Annotated in this window: 16 protein-coding genes; 8 read left to right on the top strand and 8 right to left on the bottom strand. The window is 72.7% G+C overall.

From position 1 onward, the window contains the following. Positions 1–608 precede the first annotated feature (608 nt). Both WMF33_RS22390 and WMF33_RS22385 read left to right on the top strand, forming a co-directional pair. Complete coding sequence (locus tag WMF33_RS22390) at positions 609–992, top strand: DUF7793 family protein (protein WP_061623259.1); 384 nt, start codon at positions 609–611, stop codon at positions 990–992. Further along, entirely contained in the window at positions 989–2125 is a 1137-nt protein-coding gene (locus WMF33_RS22385) for a PAS domain S-box protein (RefSeq protein WP_437339040.1), read from the top strand. Before WMF33_RS22390 ends, WMF33_RS22385 begins: the two co-directional genes overlap by 4 nt. Positions 2126–2164: 39 nt before the next feature. Here the strand turns inward: WMF33_RS22385 and WMF33_RS22380 are convergent, their stop codons facing one another. From WMF33_RS22380 to WMF33_RS22345, 8 genes are all read right to left on the bottom strand, one after another. Then, entirely contained in the window at positions 2165–2452 is a 288-nt protein-coding gene (locus tag WMF33_RS22380; RefSeq protein WP_437339039.1) for an antibiotic biosynthesis monooxygenase family protein, read from the bottom strand. A 79-nt stretch (positions 2453–2531) separates the two neighbouring features. After that, positions 2532–3596 (bottom strand): 3-isopropylmalate dehydrogenase, encoded by a 1065-nt coding sequence (gene leuB, locus WMF33_RS22375; RefSeq protein ID WP_061623363.1) that lies wholly within the window; start codon positions 3594–3596, stop codon positions 2532–2534. Then, entirely contained in the window at positions 3593–5239 is a 1647-nt protein-coding gene (cimA, locus tag WMF33_RS22370; RefSeq protein WP_437339038.1) for a citramalate synthase, read from the bottom strand. Before cimA ends, leuB begins: the two co-directional genes overlap by 4 nt. A gap of 84 nt (positions 5240–5323) precedes the next feature. Continuing rightward, the gene (locus WMF33_RS22365; protein WP_437339037.1) at positions 5324–7027 is read right to left on the bottom strand and encodes a 2-isopropylmalate synthase; all 1704 of its coding nucleotides are present in this window, start codon (positions 7025–7027) and stop codon (positions 5324–5326) included. Positions 7028–7061: 34 nt separating this feature from the next. After that, on the bottom strand, positions 7062–8075 hold the full coding sequence (gene ilvC / locus WMF33_RS22360) for a ketol-acid reductoisomerase (protein ID WP_061623365.1): 1014 nt from the start codon (positions 8073–8075) through the stop codon (positions 7062–7064). A 60-nt stretch (positions 8076–8135) separates the two neighbouring features. Beyond that, positions 8136–8687, bottom strand: a complete 552-nt coding sequence (gene ilvN, locus WMF33_RS22355; protein WP_061623366.1) for an acetolactate synthase small subunit — start codon at positions 8685–8687, stop codon at positions 8136–8138. A 137-nt stretch (positions 8688–8824) separates the two neighbouring features. Continuing rightward, complete coding sequence (ilvB, locus tag WMF33_RS22350) at positions 8825–10534, bottom strand: biosynthetic-type acetolactate synthase large subunit (RefSeq protein ID WP_061623367.1); 1710 nt, start codon at positions 10532–10534, stop codon at positions 8825–8827. A gap of 90 nt (positions 10535–10624) precedes the next feature. Then, positions 10625–11044 (bottom strand): hypothetical protein, encoded by a 420-nt coding sequence (locus tag WMF33_RS22345; RefSeq protein WP_437339036.1) that lies wholly within the window; start codon positions 11042–11044, stop codon positions 10625–10627. 176 nt (positions 11045–11220) lie between these two features. Between WMF33_RS22345 and WMF33_RS22340 the strand changes: the two genes are divergently transcribed. The 6 genes from WMF33_RS22340 to WMF33_RS22315 all read left to right on the top strand — a co-directional run bounded on the left by WMF33_RS22340 (position 11221) and on the right by WMF33_RS22315 (position 19945). Beyond that, positions 11221–11382, top strand: coding sequence for a hypothetical protein (locus WMF33_RS22340; RefSeq protein ID WP_437339035.1), 162 nt, complete (start codon positions 11221–11223; stop codon positions 11380–11382). Between the two features lie 483 nt (positions 11383–11865). After that, positions 11866–12885 (top strand): hypothetical protein, encoded by a 1020-nt coding sequence (locus WMF33_RS22335; protein ID WP_437339034.1) that lies wholly within the window; start codon positions 11866–11868, stop codon positions 12883–12885. A 277-nt stretch (positions 12886–13162) separates the two neighbouring features. Continuing rightward, positions 13163–14623: an amidase gene (locus tag WMF33_RS22330; protein ID WP_437339033.1), complete on the top strand. Its 1461-nt coding sequence runs from the start codon at positions 13163–13165 to the stop codon at positions 14621–14623. Positions 14624–14660: 37 nt separating this feature from the next. After that, positions 14661–15860, top strand: coding sequence for a saccharopine dehydrogenase family protein (locus WMF33_RS22325; protein WP_437339032.1), 1200 nt, complete (start codon positions 14661–14663; stop codon positions 15858–15860). A gap of 396 nt (positions 15861–16256) precedes the next feature. Then, positions 16257–19268, top strand: a complete 3012-nt coding sequence (locus WMF33_RS22320; protein WP_437339031.1) for an nSTAND1 domain-containing NTPase — start codon at positions 16257–16259, stop codon at positions 19266–19268. A gap of 83 nt (positions 19269–19351) precedes the next feature. Next, on the top strand, positions 19352–19945 hold the full coding sequence (locus tag WMF33_RS22315) for a gamma-glutamylcyclotransferase (protein WP_437339030.1): 594 nt from the start codon (positions 19352–19354) through the stop codon (positions 19943–19945). Positions 19946–19986: the final 41 nt, after the last annotated feature.

Genomic DNA, 19986 nt, shown 5'->3' with positions numbered 1-19986 from the left:
CATCGATTCATGTGGATGGCGCCAACGCCCGTCGCGACGACGAGCGTCGACACGCGGGGACCTGAGCTTCCCCGTCGCGAGATCATGTGTGGTGTCAGGGGAGTGATGTCGATTACCCCAGAAAGGACACCTGAGACACCATGGACGCTTTCGGCGCTCGCGCTCGGCGCTGCTGCGCGCGGGGGGGCTCGCCGCGCGTCCCTCGCCGGCCCTCCGGCAGATCCTCCGGGCGGCGCTACGCGCTTTCCCAGCTTGCGCGCGGCGCGCCGCGCGCCGCGCGCCGCGCAGACAGAGGGCGCGCGGGGAGGCTGGGGGCCGAACGCGGGCGAACCGCTGCGGCGCTGCGGCTGGCGAGCGCGCACACGGACGCAAGACCCAGCGCGCGCCCGCGCCCGCGCGCGCAAGACCCAACGCGCGCAGGCGGTCAACATGCGTCGGACTGCGGCGCTATGGACAAGCCGGCGAGAAATGCCTTATAGTCGTAAGACTGCCGTGGTCGTGCCCTGGGATACAAGCAGCTCGATCAACCGAGGTGACGCGGAGCCCCCGAGGCTCCTGCCCCCTGGGCGAGCGCTGTGCGGCTGGCGCGGCGCGGTAGAGGATGCGACATGAAGGCTCGCGAGATCGTGACGTCCGCCCAGATACTCCGGCTCGAGGACGACGGAATCATCCGCGCGACTGCGTTTCCTGTGCACATGAGCCTGGGCTTCGCACAGGAGGTCGTCAGGGCCACCATCGAGCTCGGAGGCGGCACGCCGCGCCCCGTTCTGGTCGATATCCGCGCGCAAAAGACGGTGGACAGGGCAGCGCGGGAGTACTTCGCAGGAGCGGAGGCCGCGAAGGGGCACTGCGCCCTCGCGCTGCTCGTGGGCTCGCCCGTGAGCAAGGCCATCGGGAACTTCTTCCTCGGGCTGTCCCAGGCCCCCGTGCCCCGGAAGCTGTTCACGACCGAGGACGAGGCCATCGGCTGGCTGCGGGGGTTCCTCCGTTGAACGACGGACCGCAGGCGGAGGGCCACCCCGACCGCGGCGAGATCGAGCGCGTGATCCAGGAGCTCGCCACGGGCAACTCGGCGGCCCGCGCGGCGGCGCTGCGCGGCGGCCCGCTCGATCCGGCGCTCGCGCAGCTCAACGCGCTGGCGGAGGAGCTCGCGGCGCTGCGCGCCTTCAAGGCGAAGGCGGCGGCGCGGCTCTCCGAGCTGACCGACGTCGCGCTCGCCGTCGCCTCCCTCGACTTCTCCAGGAAAGCCGAGATCAGCCGCGACGTCGACGAGCTCGACGGGCTCGCCGCCGGCATGAACATGATGATCGAGGAGCTTCAGTCCTCGACCGCGTTCGTCAACAACGTCCTCTCCGCGATGCCCGACGCGCTCCTCGTGCTGGAGGTGGACGGGTCGATCAAGAGCGCGAACCGCGCGGCCCTGGAGCTCCTCGGCTACTCGAGGGACGAGATCCTGGAGCTGCCGGCCGAGCGGGTGCTCGGGGAGGGCGCGGCGGCCTCGGTGATCGAGCGCCTGCGGCAGGCGAGCCGGATCGCGAACGAGGCGTCGGCGCTCGTGACCCGGGAGGGCGCGGAGGTCCCCGTCGCCCTCTCGGCCAGCACGCTGCGCGGGCCTCAGGACGAGCTCTTGGGGCTCGTCCTCGTCGCCCGCGACGTCACCGAGCGGAAGCGCGCCGAGGAGGAGCGGGAGCGGCTGGAGGCCGCCGTCCGGCGGCAGGCCCGGATGCTCATGGAGCTGTCGACGCCGCTCATCCCCATCAGCGACGGGACCGTCGTGCTGCCGCTCGTCGGCGCGCTGGACGAGGACCGGGCGACGCAGGTCACGGAGACGCTCCTCCGGGGCATCACGGCCCACCGCGCCCGCGTGGCGATCCTGGACGTCACCGGCGTCTCGGGGGTCGACCAGCAGGTCGCCAGCGCGCTGCTGCGCGCCGTGCGCGCGACCCGCCTGATCGGCGCGCAGGTCGTGCTGACCGGGATACGGGCGGAGGTGGCGAGGACGATGACGGCGCTCGACATCGAGCTCGGCGGCGTCGTCACGTGCGGCACGCTCAAGGACGGGATCGCCTACGCCGAGGACGCGGGCCAGGCCGCCGCGGGCCGCGAGCGGCGGTCGGCGCGCTGACCGCCGGCGGCTCGGCGACCGCCGGCGGCTCACGGGGGCTCACGCCATGATCTCGCCTTCGTAGAACGTGATGTGCGCGGCCCGGAGCGCCTGCTCGCCGTCCATGCCGCGGTGATGGCGCCGGAACACCTCGGACCTCGGGTACTGCTGAAACGCCTCCCGGCTCTCCCACCGCGAGACCGCCCGGAGGCCGCCGTCGCCCAGCCAGATCTCGAGGCCGAGGAAGCCGGAGAACTGGCGCATCTCCGGCGCTGCTCGCCGGAAGCTCTCCACCATGGCCTGGAGCGCCGGACCGGAGGCGGTGATGGTGTTGACGACGATGAACATGGTGCCGTTCTAGCGGCGCGCCGGGCGGCAGCAACGCGAGGCCAGGGCCGGGGTGCCCGGCCCCGCCCCGCGCGGGCGATCAGGCCGCGAGCTTCGCCCGCACCGCCTCGCCCATCGCCTGGGTCGACAGCTTGCCGCCGAGGTCCGCCGTCCTGGCGCCGGCGGCGATCGCCTGCGCCACGGCGCGCTCCAGCGCCGCCGCCTCCTTGTCGAGGCGCAGCGAGTGCCGGAGCAGCATGGCGGCGCTCAGGATCGTCCCGATCGGGTTGGCGAGCCCCTTGCCGGCGATGTCGGGCGCCGAGCCGTGGATCGGCTCGTAGACCCCGCGCGTGCCTTCGCCCAGCGACGCGCTCGGACAGAGCCCCAGCGAGCCGGCGAGCACGGCCGCCTCGTCGGTCAGGATGTCGCCGAACATGTTCTCGGTGACGATGACGTCGAACGCCGCCGCCGCCGTGATCAGCCGCATCGCGCACGAGTCGACGAGCTGGTGCTCGACGCGGATCTCCGGGTGGCGCGCGGCGACCTCGGTCGCCACCGTCCGCCAGAGCCGCGACGACTCGAGGACGTTCGCCTTGTCGACCGACGTGACGAGCCGCCGGCGCGGCGCGGCCAGGCGGAACGCGAGCTCGACGACGCGCTGGATCTCCTCGTCCGTGTACTCGAGCGTGTCGACCGCGCGCCTGCGCCCGTTCACCTCCTCGCGGAGGCGCGGCTTGCCGAAGTAGAGCCCGCCCGTGAGCTCCCGGACGACGAGGATGTCGACGTCCGCGAGCCGCTCCGGCTTGAGCGGGGAGGCCTGGACGAGCTCCGGGAACAGGCGGATCGGACGCAGGTTCGCGTACAGGCCGAGGCCCTGGCGCAGCGCGAGCAGCCCCTGCTCGGGCCGGACGTTCGCGCTCGGGTTGTCCCACTTCGGGCCGCCGACCGCGCCGAGGAGGACGGCGTCGGCCGCGCGGCACGCGTCGAGCGTCTCCGGCGTGAGGGCGGTGCCGGTCGCGTCGATGGCGCACCCGCCGATGAGGTGCTCGGAGTACGTGAAGCTGTGGCCGAACTGGGCGGCGACGGCATCGAGGGTGACGCGGGCTTCGGCGACCACCTCGACGCCGATGCCGTCACCGGGCAAAAGAACGATATTGGCCTTCATGCGACCTCGCTGGCAGGCAACGTGGATGTGTACTGCGCTGGCTCTCGCGCTGCGAGCGTGAGCCCATACTCGATCCCGTCCGCGAGCGCATGCCAGGAAGCGTCGATGATGTTCGTCGAGGCGCCGACGGTGCTCCACTGGCGGTGCGCGTCGCGGCTGTCGATGAGCACGCGCGTCGTCGCCGAGGTGCCGTCGCGCCCGTCGAGGATGCGGACCTTGTAGTCGACGAGCTGGATGTCGCGCACGGCCGGGAACACGGGCGCGAGCGCCTTGCGGAGCGCGCCGTCGAGCGCGTTGACGGGGCCGGACCCCTCGGCCGCCGTGATCACCACCTCGTCGCCGACCGCGATCTTGATCATCGCCTCGGCGAAGGTGCCGACGCCCTCGCGCTGGCCCGCGATGACCTTGAAATCGAGCAGCCGGAAGGGGGGCTTATAGCCCGGCGAGCTCCGGCGGAGCAACAGCGCCACCGACGCCTCGGCCGCCTCGAACGACGAGCCGCGCGCCTCGCGCTCCTTGATCTGCTCGAGCACCTCCACCTCGGCGCCGGCCTTCACCTCGAGCCCGAACTCCTCGGCCTTGCTGAGGAGGTTGCCGCGGCCCGACAGCTCGCTCACCACGGTGCGCATCGCGTTGCCGACGAGCGCGGGGTCGATGTGCTGGTAGGACGCCGGCTCGCGCCGCATCGCCGCGACGTGCACGCCGCCCTTGTGCGCGAAGGCGCTCCGCCCGACGTAGGCCATGTGATCGTCGGGGGCGAGGTTCGCCAGCTCGGCGACGTAGTGCGAGAGCTCGGTGAGCCCGCGGAGCGCCCCCTCGGGCAGCGCCCGGAGGCCGAGCTTCAGCTCGAGGTTCGGGATGATCGCGCAGAGGTTCGCGTTCCCGCAGCGCTCGCCGTAGCCGTTGATCGTGCCCTGGACGTGGCGGGCGCCCGCGCGCACGGCGGCGAGCGAGTTGGCGACCGCGAGCTCGCCGTCGTTGTGCGCGTGGACGCCGAGCGGGTGGCCGAGCAGCGCCTTCATCTCGGCGACGATCGCCTCGATCTGCCACGGCATCGAGCCGCCGTTCGTGTCGCAGAGCGTGAGCACCTCGGCCCCGCCGCGCGCCGCGGCGCGCAGCGTCTCGATCGCGTACGACCGGTCGAGCGCGAACCCGTCGAAGAAGTGCTCCGCGTCGTAGACCACGCGGCGGCCGTGCGCGCGCAGGTAGGCGACGGTCTCCTCGATCATCCGGAGGTTCTCGTCGAGCGTCGTGCGCAGCACCGCGGTCACGTGCTGGGTCGAGCTCTTGCCGAAGATCGTGCAGACGCTCGTGCCGGCGGCGAGCAGCGCGCGCAGGCCGGGGTCGTCCTCGGGGGCGAGCGAGGCGCGGCGCGTCGAGCCGAACGCGGCGATCTTCGCGTGCTTCCACTCGATGTCCTTCGCCCGCTCGAAGAACTGCGCGTCCTTCGGGTTCGAGCCGGGCCAGCCGCCCTCGATGAAGGTCAGGCCGAACGCGTCGAGGTGGCGCGCGATCTGCAGCTTGTCCTCGCACGCGAGCGAGATGCCCTCGCGCTGGGTGCCGTCCCGTAGCGTGGTGTCGTAAACCTCGACGCGGTCCGCGGGGCGGGCGCCCTGCTCCGCGCCGTTGAGAGGCGGATTCATAAGCTTCAACTTCCTTGTGCGGCGGGGGCAGGCCGCCGAGCTCGCCGGCCCCGCGCGGGGCCCTCGTGCGCTCGGCGCACCGGCCTACCTCGCGCTCTCGACGGCGGCGCCGTGGCCGCTCTGGTTGCTCTCGTTGCTCTCGGACGCCGTCGCGTCTTCCCGGGGCTCGACGCCGTAGGTCGCGAGGAGCCGGTTCAGGGCGGTGAGGTACGCCTTCGCGCTGGCGACCAGGATGTCCGTGTCGGCGCCGTGGCCGTGGAACACCCGGTGCGAGGCGTCGTGCTGCGGGTGCCGCTTGCTCGACGTCGCGTCCGCCCGGACCCGGACGCTCACCTCGCCGAGCGCGTCGATCCCCTCGGTCACCGCGTGCACGGAGAACTCGAGGAGGCTGCTCGGCACGCGGACGATCTCGTCGATCGCCCGGTAGGCCGCGTCCACCGGCCCGGTGCCGATCGCGGCGCGCACGTGCAGCGCCCCGTCCGGCCCGCGGAGGCGGACCGTGGCCGTCGGCATCCCGGTGGTCCCGCAGGCGACCTGGAGCGCGTCGAGCGTGTAGAGCTCGTCGCCCTGCGCCCGCGTGGTGGAGACGATCGCCTCGATGTCGGGATCGGTGACGTGCTTCTTCTTGTCGGCGAGCGCCTTGAAGCTGGCGAACGCCGCCGCGAGCTGGGCCTCGTCGAGGTGGTAGCCGAGCTCCTCGAGCCGGTTCCTGAGCGCGTGCCTGCCCGAGTGCTTGCCGAGGACGAGCCGGGTCTGCGTCACCCCGACCATCTCCGGCCGCATGATCTCGTACGTCTCCTGGTGCTTCAGCATCCCGTCCTGGTGGATGCCCGACTCGTGCGCGAAGGCGTTGGCGCCGACGATCGCCTTGTTCGGCTGGACGTTGAAGCCCGTCGCGGCGCTGACGAGGCGGCTCACCGTGGCGATCTGGGTCGTGTCGATGCCGGTGCGCAGCCCGAAGACGGCCCGGCGCGTCGCGAGCGCCATGACGACCTCCTCGAGCGCGGTGTTGCCGGCGCGCTCGCCGATGCCGTTGATGGTCACCTCGGCCTGGCGCGCGCCCGCGCGGATGCCCTCCAGGGCGTTCGCCGTCGCGAGCCCGAGGTCGTTGTGGCAGTGCACCGAGATGATGGCGCGGTCGATCCCCGGGACGTTCTTGCGGATGCCGGCGATCAGCGCGCCGAACTCGCTCGGCATGGTGTAGCCGACCGTGTCCGGGATGTTGAGCGTCGTGGCCCCGGCGGCGATCGCGGCCTCGAGCACCTGGTAGAGGAACTCGGGCTCGCTCCGGCCGGCGTCCTCGGGGCTGAACTCCACGTCGGCGCAGAGGTCGCGCGCGTACGCGACCATGGCCCGCACGCGGTCGAGCACCTCGGCCCGGGTCATCCGGAGCTTGTGCTTGAGGTGGATGTCGCTCGTGGCGAGGAAGGTGTGGATCCGCGGGTGCGCGGCCCGGGAGACGCCCTCCCACGCCTTGTCGATGTCGACCTTGGTGGCGCGGGCGAGCGCGCAGATGATCGGCGGGGTCGCGGCGGGGCGGCCGGGGACCGCGGCCGCGCCCACGCGCTCGGCGATCGTCTGGACGGCGAGCAGGTCGTCGGGGGAAGCGGCGGGGAAGCCCGTCTCGATGACGTCGACGCCGAGCTTCGCCAGCGCGAGCGCGATCTCGAGCTTCTCCGAGGACGTCATCGTCGCGCCCGGCGATTGCTCGCCGTCACGCAGCGTGGTGTCGAAGATGCGCACGTAATCGGACGGGGGCATCGCTTGATTCGCAATCATCTCAGGCATGGTGTTCTCCGCCGCCTCCCACGAGTGGAGACGCTCAGTCGCCGGGCTTGATGGTGACGGGGTCGATGAACGGCATCATCTTGCGCAGGTTGGCGCCCACGACCTCGAGCCGCTGCTCCCGCTCCTTGGCCCGCGTCGCCTCGAACTTCGGCCGGCCCTCCTCGTTCTCCGCGATCCACTTGCGCGCGAACTCGCCGCTCTGGATGTCGGCCAGGATGCGCTTCATCTCCTCGCGCGTGCGGTCGGTGATGACGCGCGGGCCGGACACGTAGTCGCCGTACTCGGCGGTGTCGCTGATCGAGTACCGCATGTAGTTGAGGCCGCCGCGGTACATGAGGTCGACGATGAGCTTGAGCTCGTGCAGACACTCGAAGTACGCGATCTCCGGCTGGTAGCCGGCGTTCACGAGCGTCTCGAACCCGGCCTTCACGAGCTCGCTCGCGCCGCCGCAGAGCACCGCCTGCTCGCCGAAGAGGTCGGTCTCGGTCTCCTCCGCGAACGTCGTGAGGAGCACGCCGGCGCGCGTCGCGCCGATGCCCTTCGCGTAGGCGAGCGCCTGCGCCTCCGCCTTGCCGCTCGCGTCCTGGTGGACGGCGAGCAGGGCCGGGACGCCGCCGCCGGCCTCGTACGTCTCGCGCACCCGGTGCCCGGGGCCCTTCGGCGCGATCATCGTGACGTCGACCGACGCGGGGGGCGTGATCGTGTTGAAGCGGATGTTGAACCCGTGCGCGAACATGAGCGTCTTGCCCGGGCCGAGGTGCGGCGCGATCTGCTCGTTGTAGATGCGGGCCTGCGACGTGTCGGGCGCGAGGATCATGATGACGTCGGCGGCCTTCGCGGCCTCGGACACCGTGGCCACCTGCAGCCCCGCGGCCTGCGCCTTGGGTCGGCTCTTGCTGCCCTCGGGCAGGGCGACGATCACCGTCGCGCCGCTGTCGCGCAGGTTCAGCGCGTGGGCGTGCCCCTGGGAGCCATAGCCGACGATCGCGATCTTCTTGCTCTGGATGAGCGACAGATCCGCGTCGTTATCATAAAAAATCTTCGCCATCTCACTCTCCTTCAACAGGGATCCGCACCTCGCGGCTCCCGTCCTTCACGTCATCCGTCATCAGGGCGCGCTGCTGTCGCTCGCGCGCGTAGGCAGCACGGTGTCGAGCCTGGCCTCGGCCTCCTCGGCGCCGCGGGTCATCACGATCATCCCGGTCCGCACCATCTCGATGATCCCGAACGGGCGGAGCACGTCGAGCAGGCCCTCGATCTTGTCGCCCGTGCCGGTGATCTCGATGGTGAGCGCCTCGGGGGCGACGTCGACGGTGCGCGCGCGGAACACCTCGCAGAGCTGGAGCACCTGCGCGCGGGTCGTCGCGTTCGCCTTCACCTTGATCAGCGCGAGGTCGCGCGCGACCGAGGCCGTGTGGGTGACGTCGCGGACCCAGAGGGTGTTGACCAGCTTGTACAGGTTCGCCTCCAGGCGGCGCGCCCCGTCCTCGTCCGCCTCGAGGACCAGGGTGAGGCGCGAGACCCCGGCGATGTGGGTGCGCCCGACGCTCAGCGACTCGATGTTGTACGCGCGGCGCCGGAACAGCGACGCGACGCGGTTGAGCACGCCGGGGCGGTCTTCGACGTAGGCGATGAACGTGCGCAGGATGGGTCGATCCATGGATGCCTCTTGAAAGTCCCTCTTGTCTCTGGGGCGCCCGGCAGCGGCCGCGACGCGCTCGGACGCGCCCCGCTCGTCCAGCGAGCGCGCGCTCGCGTCGGATCGAGCGCTCGGGGCGCGCGCCTCTACGGGTGCGTTCACGGATCCTCCCCGGTCTCCAGGATGGGGCTCGGGCGGCGGATCATGTCGTTCAGGTCGGCGCCCGCGGGGACCATCGGGTAGACGCTGTCCTCCTGCTCGACGCGGAAGTCGACGACCACGGTGCCCGGCGTCGCGCGGGCGCGCTCGACCGCGCCCGCGATCTCCTCGCGCTTCGTCACGCGGATGCCGGTCAGCCCGTGGGCCTCGGCGAGCTTCACGAAGTCCGGGCTGCGCATCGGGGTCGCCGAGTAGCGCCGGTTGTAGAAGAACTCCTGCCACTGGCGCACCATGCCGAGGTAGCCGTTGTTGATGATGGCCACGTGGACCTTGATGCCCTCCTGCGCGCAGGTCGACAGCTCGCACGCGGTCATCTGGAAGCCGCCGTCGCCCACGACCACCCAGACCTCGTCGTCCGGCTTCGCGAAGCGCGCGCCGATCGCCGCCGGCAGGGCGAAGCCCATCGTGCCGAGCCCGCCGGAGGTGATGAGCTTCCGCGGGTGATCGTGCTTGTAGTACTGCGCTTCCCACATCTGGTGCTGGCCGACGTCGGTTACCACAAGCGCCTTGCCGTCGGTGAGCCGCCAGAGGTCGTGCATCACGTGCGCGGCGTACAGTTTGTCGTGGTACGGCAATTGTTGAATGTCACGGACCGCCGAGTCCCCCTTCAGGGTGGTGATGCGCTCGATCCAGCCGCTCCGGTTGCGCTGCTTGCACCCGGGGATGAGCGACAGGAGCGTGTCCCGGACGTCCCCGACGAGGCCGACGTCGACCTTGACATTCTTGTTGATCTCGGAGCGGTCGATCTCGACGTGGATCTTCTTCGCCTTCACCGCGTAGGTCTTGAGGTTCCCGGTCACGCGGTCGTCGAAGCGCATCCCGAGCGCGATGAGGAGGTCGGCCTCCTGGATGGCGGTGTTCACCCACGCCTCGCCGTGCATGCCCATCATGCCGAGGCTGAGCGGGTGGGTCGCCGGGAAGCCGCCGAGGCCGAGCAGCGTGGACGCGACGGGGATGCCCGTCTTCTCCACGAAGGCGAGGAGCTCGCGCGTCGCCTCCGCCCGGACGATGCCCTGGCCGGCGAGGATGAGCGGCCGCTCGGCCTCGTCGATGAGCTCGATCGCCTTCTCGATGTCCGTCTGGACGGCGTGATACCCCGGGCGGTAGCCGGGCAGGCGGACCTCGCCCTTCGGCAGCTCGAAGTCCATCGACGCCTGCTGGGCGTCCTTGGTGATGTCGACGAGCACCGGGCCCGGGCGGCCCGAGCGCGCGATGTAGAACGCCTCGCGGATGGCGGGGGCGATGTCCTGGACCTCGGTCACGAGGTAGTTGTGCTTGGTGATGGGCAGGGTGACGCCGGTGATGTCCGTCTCCTGGAAGGCGTCGGTCCCGAGCAGCTTCGAGGACACCTGCCCGGTGATACAGACGATGGGCGACGAGTCGAGCATCGCCGTCGCGATCCCGGTGACGAGGTTCGTCGCGCCGGGGCCCGAGGTGGCGACCGCCACGCCGACCTTGCCCGAGGCGCGGGCGTACCCGTCCGCCATGTGCGCCGCGCCCTGCTCGTGCCGGACGAGGACGTGGCGGATCGGGTAGCCGAGGATCGTGTCGTAGGCGGGCATGATCGCGCCGCCGGGGTAGCCAAAGACCACGTCCACGCCTTCGCGGACGAGGACTTCCCAGATAATCTGTGCGCCGGTTCGTTTCATAGTCTCGACTCCGATCGAGTCATGCTGGTGGAAGGTGGCGCCTTGGGCGCCGTGGCCGCGGGTTCCGCCGTCTCTCAGGGGCTCGGCAATTTAGGCGATCGCGCGCTGGAGGTCCTCCCGCGGGCCGCCGCCGCTGCTCTCCTCGCGGCGGAGCGCGTCGAGCACCCGCCGCGCGTCGTCGAGCGACACGACGCGCGAGGAGCCCGCGGCGGGGGCCGCGCCGGGCCGCGCGGAGGGCGGGTCGGAGTGGAACTCGAACGAGGCCTCGGCGTCGCCGCCCGGGCGCGCGCCCTTCAGGTGCGTCGAGGAGCGCTGGGGCGCGCGGACGGCCCCGCGGCTCGCGCGCGCGCGGATCTCGTCGACGAGCGCCTCGAACTCCTCGCGCACCGCGCTCGACGCGACGGGCATCCCACAGCCCGCGGCGACGAGCTCTGCGAGCTCCGCGATGCGTTGGCCAACGGCCTCGCCCGAGGCGTCCTCGCGATTCTTCCTCGAATGTTCCTTGCTCACCTGATCCTCCTTGACGACGGCTGCTCTTCGTGAACCCACAGGCCAGAAAAACGAAAGCCCCCGGACCTTCTCGGTGCGGGGGCCTATCTCCATGCTGCTCAGCTCAGAGCGGCGGCCCGCACCCGTTCCCGACGCGAATCAGCCCGACGACGTCGACTAGGCTGACGAGCGCAGGAATGGCTAGGCCCGCTAGGAGCCCGACGGACACGCCGCCCTCGACGACGAGCGAGCGCGCCGCCGAGGTCGCCGACGAAGCGCGGTGCACCAGCTTCACAGCGGGGGTCCCATCGCCGGAGGCGTGGGCGCTGGCGGTGCACGTCGACTTCTGCATAGCGTGAGTGCCTCTAGCTTGCAGAGCTGCTGCGTCGCGTCAAGTTGTTTCTTTACAGATCGCTTGTTTCTGCGGTGTTTCGTGCAGTTTTTTTTGCTCGCGCACGCCCGCGGCGAGCGCGTGACGTTCCGCACGAACGCGCGCTGTCCGCGTCGCTCGCCGATGCGCCGCTCTAGATGCGCTGCTGTTGTTGAGACGGCGCGACGGCGCGACGGCGCGACGGCGCGACTGCGCGACGCGGACGCGCGCAGTGTGCAGGGATGCGTCGCTCGATCGCGGCGCGCGGCGGGCCCTGCGAGGCGCACCGAGCGCATCGCGCGCACTGAGCGCATCGCATGGAGCGCGCGGAGACGAGCGGATGCGGCGCCGCTGCCGGAGCCCCAGGGGAGGTGTGAGCAAACACCGGACCTCGTCTCGTGCGCGCCCGAAGCGCAGAGTGCTGCCTTGAACCGACTGCCGCCGGTTCGCGCGGCTCCACCATGGAACCGCCATGCAAGCGCATCGCGTGGCGCAGGCGCGCCCTGCCAGTCGAACGATCTCGCCCTGCGGTCGCCGGCACCGCCGCGCGGTCTGTCCCGCCGCGATCGGGCTCGTCGCGCTGTGCTGCGCGCGGGCTGGCGCCGCCGCGGATCGCGTCGAGCCCGCGCGACGCGCGGAGCTCGCGGCGCTCGCGAGCGCCCAGCCCGCGCGGCCGCTGCAGCCCGCGCCGTCGCGCCCCGCGCCGTCGCGCCCCGGGCCGGGGCGGCGCGGCGCCGCGCCGCCCCGGACGCAGGCGCCGGCGGCCGCCAACCTGAGCACGTTCATCGAGGTCCGGGACGATTTCGTCTCGCGCGGCAAGAGCGGGTTCTTCAACGCCGCGGTGATCCGGGGGGACTACGCCTTCGACAGGAGCTTCTCGCTGCGCGCGGACGTGCCGTTCGCGGTCGTGAGCGGGGTCGACGGCCAGCGCGACGCGGGGCTCGGCGACGTCCTGATCCGGCCGCTCGTCCGCGCGATCGGCACGCCGCGGTACGCGCTCGTCCTCGGCTCGGATCTCATCCTCGACTCGGCGACGCGCCCCGCGCTGGGCTCGGGCAAGAACCAGGTCGCGCCCCTCGTTCAAGGGTACGTCCGCGTGGCGCGGCCCGCGCGGCTGGGGCTCCAGCTGCAGCACGCGGTCTCGTTCGGCGGCGATCCGCGGCGCGACGACATCCAGACGTCGCTCGTGCGGCCCTTCGCGATCGTCGAGCTGCCGCGCGGCTTCTGGGTGAGCCCGGACCAGAGCTTCCAGTTCAACCACCGCGGCGCGCCCCGCGTCGTGTCGACGAGCGTGCTGGAGGTCGGCGCAGAGCTCAGCGATCGCGTGCAGGTGTACGTCGATCCCGGCATCCAGGTCGACAGCCGCGGGGGGGTCGACTGGCTCATGACCGGGGCCGTGCGGTGGGCCTTCCCGCATCGGTCGCGGGGGCGCGCGGTCGCGGCTGCGCCGGCGCAGGGCGCGGCCGCGGGGGCGACCGCCGCGGGCGAATAGGCGGGCGGCGGTGGTCCGCGCGCCGCCGCGCCGCCGTGCGGGCGCGCTCAGCGGCGCAGGCCGCGGCGGGGCGCTGCGGGGGGCGGCGCGGGGCGGGGGCGGCGCGCGCTCGGCGAGGGCGGCGGCGGGGCCCGGGGAGGGCGGCGCGCGGCGCGCGCGCGGCGAGGGCCACGCGCGGCTGGCGCCGGGGAGGGCGGGTGGGCCATGGTCGGGCCCTGGGGCGGCCTCTTGACCCGGGTCGCCGTCCCGCGCCTGATCCCTTATCGCACCCACGCCCATGCTTTCACGAGATCCATTGCTCCTGCTCTCCGCCACCCGGCTGGCTGCGCTGATCCGCGCCCGGGCCGTGACGTCGGCCGAGGTCGTGGAGGCCCATATCCGGCACATCGAGCGCGTGAACCCGACGCTCAACGCGATGGTGGCGGACCGGTTCGACGCCGCCCGCGCCGAGGCGCGCGCCGCCGACGCGCTCCTCGAGCGCGGCGACGCCGCCGCGGCGCCGCCGTTCCTCGGGGTCCCGTGCTCCATCAAGGAGAGCTTCGCCGTCGCGGGCATGCCGAACTCCGCGGGGCTCGTCGCCCGCGCCGGCGTGCGCGCGACGGAAGACGCGGTGACGGTCGCGCGCATGCGCGCCGCCGGCTTCATCCCGCTCGGCGTCACCAACGTCTCGGAGCTCTGCATGTGGATGGAGACGAACAACCGGCTCTACGGCCGGACGAACAACCCCTACGACCCGGCGCGCACCGCGGGCGGCAGCTCGGGCGGCGAGGCCGCGGTGGTCGGCGCGGGCGGCGCGCCGATCGGGCTCGGCTCGGACATCGGCGGGTCCATCCGGATGCCCGCGTTCTTCAACGGCGTCTTCGGCCACAAGCCGACCGGCGGGCTCGTGCCGACCTCGGGCCAGTTCCCGCTGCCCGGCGAGCGCGGGCTCCGCTACATGACCTCGGGGCCGATCGCGCGGCGCGCCGAGGACCTCATGCCGGTGCTCCGCGTCCTCGCGGGCCCCGACGCGCGCGATCCGACCTGCGCGCCGCTGCCCCTCGGCGACCCGGCCTCGGTCGACCTCGGCGGGCTGACGGTGCTCTCGGTCGAGCACGACGGCGTGCGCCGGGTGAGCGACGATCTCCTGGCCGCGCAGCGGCGGGCGGTGGAGGCGCTCGCCGCGCGCGGGGCCACGGTCCGCGAGGCGCGCATCGAGCTCCTCGCGCGGGCGCTCGACATCTGGACCGCGATGCTGGGCGTGGCCGGCGGCGTCACGTTCCGCGCGCTGCTCGGGGACGGCCGCCCGGTCAGCCTGCCGCGCGAGCTCGCCCGCTGGTCGCTCCGCCGCTCGGCGCACACGCTGCCCGCGCTCGGGCTCACGCTGCTCGAGGACGTCGGCCGGCTCGTCCCCTCGCGCATCGCGCGCGCCCTGGAGCTCGGCGAGGCGCTCCGCGCCGAGCTCGTGTCGCGCATCGGCGAGCGGGGCGTGATGCTCTACCCGTCGTACCCGCGGCCCGCGCCGCGGCACTACGCGCCGCTGTTGCCGCCCTTCCAGTGGACGTACACCGCGGTGCTCAACGTCATGGAGATGCCGGCGACGCAGGTCCCGCTCGGCCTCAACGCCGACGGGCTGCCGCTCGGCGTCCAGGTGGCGGCGATCCACGGCAACGATCACGTGACGATCGCCGTGGCGCAGCACCTGGAGCGCTCGTTCGGCGGCTGGGTCCCGCCTTCTCTCTCGTGGTGCCGACGGTGACGTTCCCGCCCGCGGTCGTGGTATCAAGGCTCCCCCCATGACCCTCGACCGCACGTACGATGTGATCGTCTACGGCGCGACCGGCTTCACCGGTCGCCTCGTCGCCGAGTATCTCGCCACCCGGGGCAAGGAGGCCTCCGCCCGGGACGACGCCTCGGAGCGACCCGCCCGCTTCGCGATCGCCGGCCGGAACGCGGGGCGCCTCGCCGAGGTGAAGGCGGCGCTGGAGGCGATCGATCCGGCCTGCGCCGACGTGGGCGTCATCGAGGCGACCTCGGAGGACGCGGCGTCGCTCGAGCGTATGGCGAGCCAGGCGCGCGTGGTCATCACGACCGTCGGCCCGTACTCGAGCCGCGGCGAGCCGCTCGTCGAGGCGTGCATCCGCGCGGGCACCGACTACGCGGACCTCACCGGCGAGCCCGAGTTCGTCGATCGCCTCCTCGCGCGCCACCACGAGGCCGCCCGCGCGGCGGGCGTGAAGATCGTCAACTGCTGCGGCTTCGACAGCATCCCGCACGACCTCGGCGCGCTCTTCACGGTGACGAAGCTCCCCGCGGGCGAGCCGATCGCGGTGGAGGGCGTCGTGCGCGCGCACGGCAGCTTCTCCGGCGGCACGTGGCAGTCGGTGCTCGAGGGCATGGCGCGCGGCGGCCGCAGGCGGCGCGAGGCGCGCTCCGAGGAGGCGCGCGGCGGGCGGAAGGCGCAGGGGCTCAAGGGGCGCATCCGCTACGAGAAGGGGCTGCGCGCCTGGGTCTGCCCGTTGCCGAGCATCGATCCCGAGATCGTGCTGCGGAGCGCGCGGGAGCTCGACGTCTACGGCCCCGATTTCCAGTACGGGCACTACGTGCAGGTCAAGTCCGGGCTGCAGCTCGTGATCGGGATCGCCGGCTTCGGCGCCGTGGCGGCGCTCGCCAAGGTGGGGCCGACGCGGGACCTGCTCCGCAAGGTGCGCAGCCCGGGGGAAGGGCCGAGCGCCGAGGCGCGGGCGCGCGGCTGGTTCCAGGTGACCTTCCACGGCAAGAGCGCGTCGCGCAAGGTGGTGACGCGCGTGAGCGGCGGCGATCCGGGCTATTCGGAGACGGCGAAGATGGTGGCCGAGGCGGCGCTCTGCATGGCGTTCGACCGCGCGCGGCTGCCGGCGCGCGCCGGGGTCCTCACGCCGGCGGTGGCGATGGGGGAGCGGCTCATCGAGCGGCTGCAGGCGGCGGGGATCCGGTTCGAGCTGCTCGAGGGGTGAGCGCCAGCGGCGGGGAGCGGCGGTCCGAGGGAGATCGGCGCCGCTCCCAACGTACCTGGCACTGCCCATCTCCGTCGCGCCGCCGCGGCCCGCCGCCGGCCACAGACATCGATCGAGGCCGCGAGCGCCCCGGCGCCCGCGCTCGGCGCCGAGGAGGGCTGTCGAAGGAACAGGCTCCATGACAGGCCAAGAATCCGCGGCGCTCGCGCTCCGCCTCGCCGGCGGATCGCACGTTATCGACGCCCTCTCGAGTCCCTCGACGCGCTCGACGCGCTTGAGTCGCTCGACGCGCTTGAGTCGCTCGACTCGACAGCGCGCGTGTCCCTGGTGGATTTCTCGATGTCAACGGCCCGTGACATTGTGAAACGCGGAGTCCCTGGGGTATCCTCGCGGGAAGTGACCGGCACCGAGGAGCACGGCCTTCGCGGGGAGGAGACGCTGACCCTGTCGCCGGGCCCGGGGGCAGGTCTGGCGAGCGCCTCGACGACGGAATCCCCGGTCCTCGGCGCGGCCCCTCTCGGGCCCACCGAGCCCGCGCCGCGCCCGGAGGAGAGCCCCGCGAGCAGGACGGGGCCGCTGCGGCGATCCTCGACGGCGCAGGAGCCTTCCGGCCCGCCCGTGTCGAGCCGGCAGGCCACAGGGCCGGCCATCCGCGCCGGGACCCTCATCGGCCATTACGAGCTGATTCGCGAGCTCGGCCGAGGGGGCATGGGCACCGTCTTCCTCGGCCGCGACGTCCGCCTTGGGCGCCTGGTGGGCATCAAGGTCGTCACCAGCCTGACCGGCGCCAGACTCCAGCGGTTCCTTGTCGAGGCCCGCGCCACCGCGCTCTGCAAGCACGAGAACATCGTGACGATCCACGATGTGAACGAGCACGACGGATATCCGTACATGGTGCTCGAGTACATCGACGGCCAGAGCCTCCGCGCGTGGATGGATCAGCGCCGGCCGGCCGGCGCGGACGAGACGGTCGCGACGGCGCCGGTGTCGGCGAGCGCCGCCGTGGAGATGATGGTGCCGGTGGTGCGCGCCCTGTCGTGCGCCCACAAGCTCGGCATCGTCCACCGCGATCTCAAGCCCGAGAACATCATGCTGGAGGCGTCCGGCGCCATCAAGGTGCTCGACTTCGGCATCGCCAAGCTGCTCGACACCGACGTCGCCGGCCCGGTCGATCGCGCGCCCATCTCGCTCCGCACCACCCTGACGCGCGAGGGCGCGATGATGGGGACGATACCGTACATGTCCCCGGAGCAGTGGCTCGGGGAGGGGATCGATCACGCCAGCGACATCTGGGCCGTGGGCATCATGCTCTACGAGCTCGTCACCGGCGCGCACCCGCTCGCGCCGGTGACGGTGCACAGCCTCATGCAGGTCGCCCTGCTCGACCAGCCCATGCCCGAGCTCGACGGCGCGCGCCCGGAGCTCGGCGCGCTCGGCGGGATCATCGATCGCTGCCTCCGCAAGCGGAAGGCCGAGCGCACCGCCTCGGCGCAGCAGCTCCTCGCCGAGCTCCTGCCGCTCCTGCCCGGGCGCCTCGAGATCGTCCTCGGGGCCGACGAGAGCCCCTTCGCGGGCCTGTCGGCGTTCCAGGAGGCCGACGCGGACCGCTTCTTCGGCCGCGCCGAGGACGTCGCCAGGATGGTGACGCGGCTGCGCAGCCAGCCGCTCCTCGCGATCGTCGGCGCGTCGGGCGTGGGCAAGTCGTCGCTCGTCCGGGCGGGGATCGTCCCGGCGCTCAAGCGATCGGGCGGAGGGTGGGAGTCGCTCATCCTCCGGCCGGGGCGCGAGCCGATGGCGGCGCTCGCCGAGCTGCTCAGCCACCCCTCCTTGCTGACGCGGGGCGGCTCGGAGCGGCCGGAGCCGCCGGGCGGCGACGCGTCGCGCGGGCGCATGCTCGTCGACCGGCTGCGCGCCGAGCCGGGCTACCTCGGGGCCGAGCTGCGCGCGTGGGCGGCGCGGAAGCAGCGCCGCGTCGTGCTCTTCGTCGACCAGTTCGAGGAGCTCTACACGCTCTCGTGCGACGCCGGCGAGCGCGCCGCGTTCCTCTCGTGTCTCGGGGGCGTCGCGGACGACGCGTCCTCGCCCCTGCGCGTCATCCTGTCGATGCGGTCGGACTTCATCGAGCGGGTGGCCGAGGACAGGCATTTCATGGCGGCGGTGACGCGCGGGCTCGTGGTCCTGCCGCCCATCGGCCGCGCCGGGCTGCGCGACGCGCTCACGCGGCCCGTCCAGGCGGCGCGGTACGAGATCGAGGACCCGGCGCTGGTCGAGGACATCCTCGACGTGCTGGAGACGACCCGCGGCGCGCTGCCGCTCTTGCAGTTCATGGCGGCGCGGTGGTGGGATCTGCGCGATCGCGAGCGCCGGCTGCTGACGCGGGCGAGCTACGAGGCGATCGGCGGCGTGGCCGGCACGCTCGCGAGCCACGCCGACACGGTGCTGGCCGGGATGAGCGTGCGCCAGGCGAAGCTCTGCCGGGCGGTGTTCGAGCGCCTGGTGACGCCCGAGCGCACGCGGGCCATCGCCAGCCTGCGGGAGATCCGCGAGCTGCCGGGGGAGCCGGACGAGATCGAGGGGGTGGTCCACGTCCTCTCGGACGCGCGGCTCCTGGCGGTCGAGACGGGGCGCGACGACGCCGGCAGCCGCGTGGAGATCGTGCACGAGTCGCTCATCGAGCGCTGGCCGACGCTGCAGCGCTGGCTCGACGAGAACCAGAAGGACGCGGCGTTCCTCGACAAGCTGCGCGTGGCGGCGAGGCAGTGGGAGTCGAGCGGCTGCGCCGACGACACCCTGTGGCGCGGCAAGATCGCCCAGGAGGCGCGCCGCTTCCGCGACAGGTACTATTATCAGGGCCAGTTGCCCGAGCGGGAGCAGCGGTATCTCGACGCCGTGCTCCGGCTGTCGAGCCAGGCGAAGCGCCGGCGGCGCACGCTGATCGCCGGCACCATGACGGGGCTCGCCCTGCTGGTCGCGATGGCCGCCCTGGGGATCATCAAGGTGGTCCGCCAGAACCAGGTCATCACCGCGCAGCTCGAGGAGATCCGCCAGACCGAGTACAACCTCGAGCAGGCGCTCGCGAACGAGCGGGCGGCCCGCGAGGCCGCCGAGCGGGCCCGGAGGAACACGGAGGACCAGCGGCGGCTGGCGGAGGTCCTGCAGAAGGAGGCCGAGGAGGCGCGGTACCGGGCCGAGTCCGCGGCCGAGCAAGCGCGGAAGGCGGCCCGGGACGCCCGGGCGGCGCGCGACATGGCGCGGGCGTCCGAGAGCGGGGCGCGCGACGCCGAGGCCAGGGCCAGCGCCGAGGAGCGGCGGGCCAAGGAGGCGGCCGAGCACGAGCGCCGCAGCCGCGAGGCGCTGGAGCAGCTGATCCAGCGCTCGGTGGGGAACATCCGGGAGGATCTCCGCTAGCGGCCCATGCAGGCAGCTCGGCGGGAGCCCTCCAGGCGAGCGCGGCGGTTCTGGCGGGCGGCGGCGTTTGATAGGATGGCCTCGTGCATCGCGAGACCTGGATTTTCGGTTACGGCTCGCTGATCTGGCGGCCGGCGTTTCGATTCGAGCGGATGGCGCCCGGGTACATCACCGGCTGGGCGCGCCGGTTCTGGCAGGGCTCCACCGATCACCGGGGTGTTCCCGGGGCGCCGGGCCGGGTGGTCACGCTCGTCCCGGCGCCTCTCGGGCGCTGCTGGGGGATGGCCTATCGGGTCGCCGCCGCCGACGTGGACGAGGTGCTCCGCGCGCTGGATCACCGCGAGAAGGGCGGATATGCGCGCTGCGACGTGCCGCTCACCCTGGCGGAGGAGGCGCACGCGGAGAGCGCGCCTCGGGCGGCCATCGTGTACGTGGCCACGCCCGACAACCCGGATTACCTCGGCGAGGCGCCGCTTTCCGAGATCGCCGCGCAGGTGCTCGCGTCCCACGGGCCGAGCGGCTCCAACGTCGAGTATGTCCTTCGGCTCGCCGACGCGCTCGCGGCGATGAATGCGACGGACGATCACGTGACCGAGCTCGCGCAGCTCGTCGGCCAGGGCGCCGTCGCCCGCGCGCCTCGCTCCGAGAGCCGCCCCGCGCCGGCCGCTGCGCCTTAAAGGCCTCTCGTCTTCCGTCTCCCGTCTTCCGTCTCTCGTCT

The organism is Sorangium sp. So ce394 (assembly GCF_051474665.1).
GTDB lineage: Bacteria > Myxococcota_A > Polyangia > Polyangiales > Polyangiaceae > Sorangium > Sorangium cellulosum_D.
The sequence above is the reverse complement of the archived record's forward strand: the minus strand, read 5'-3'. Positions and strand labels throughout refer to the sequence as shown.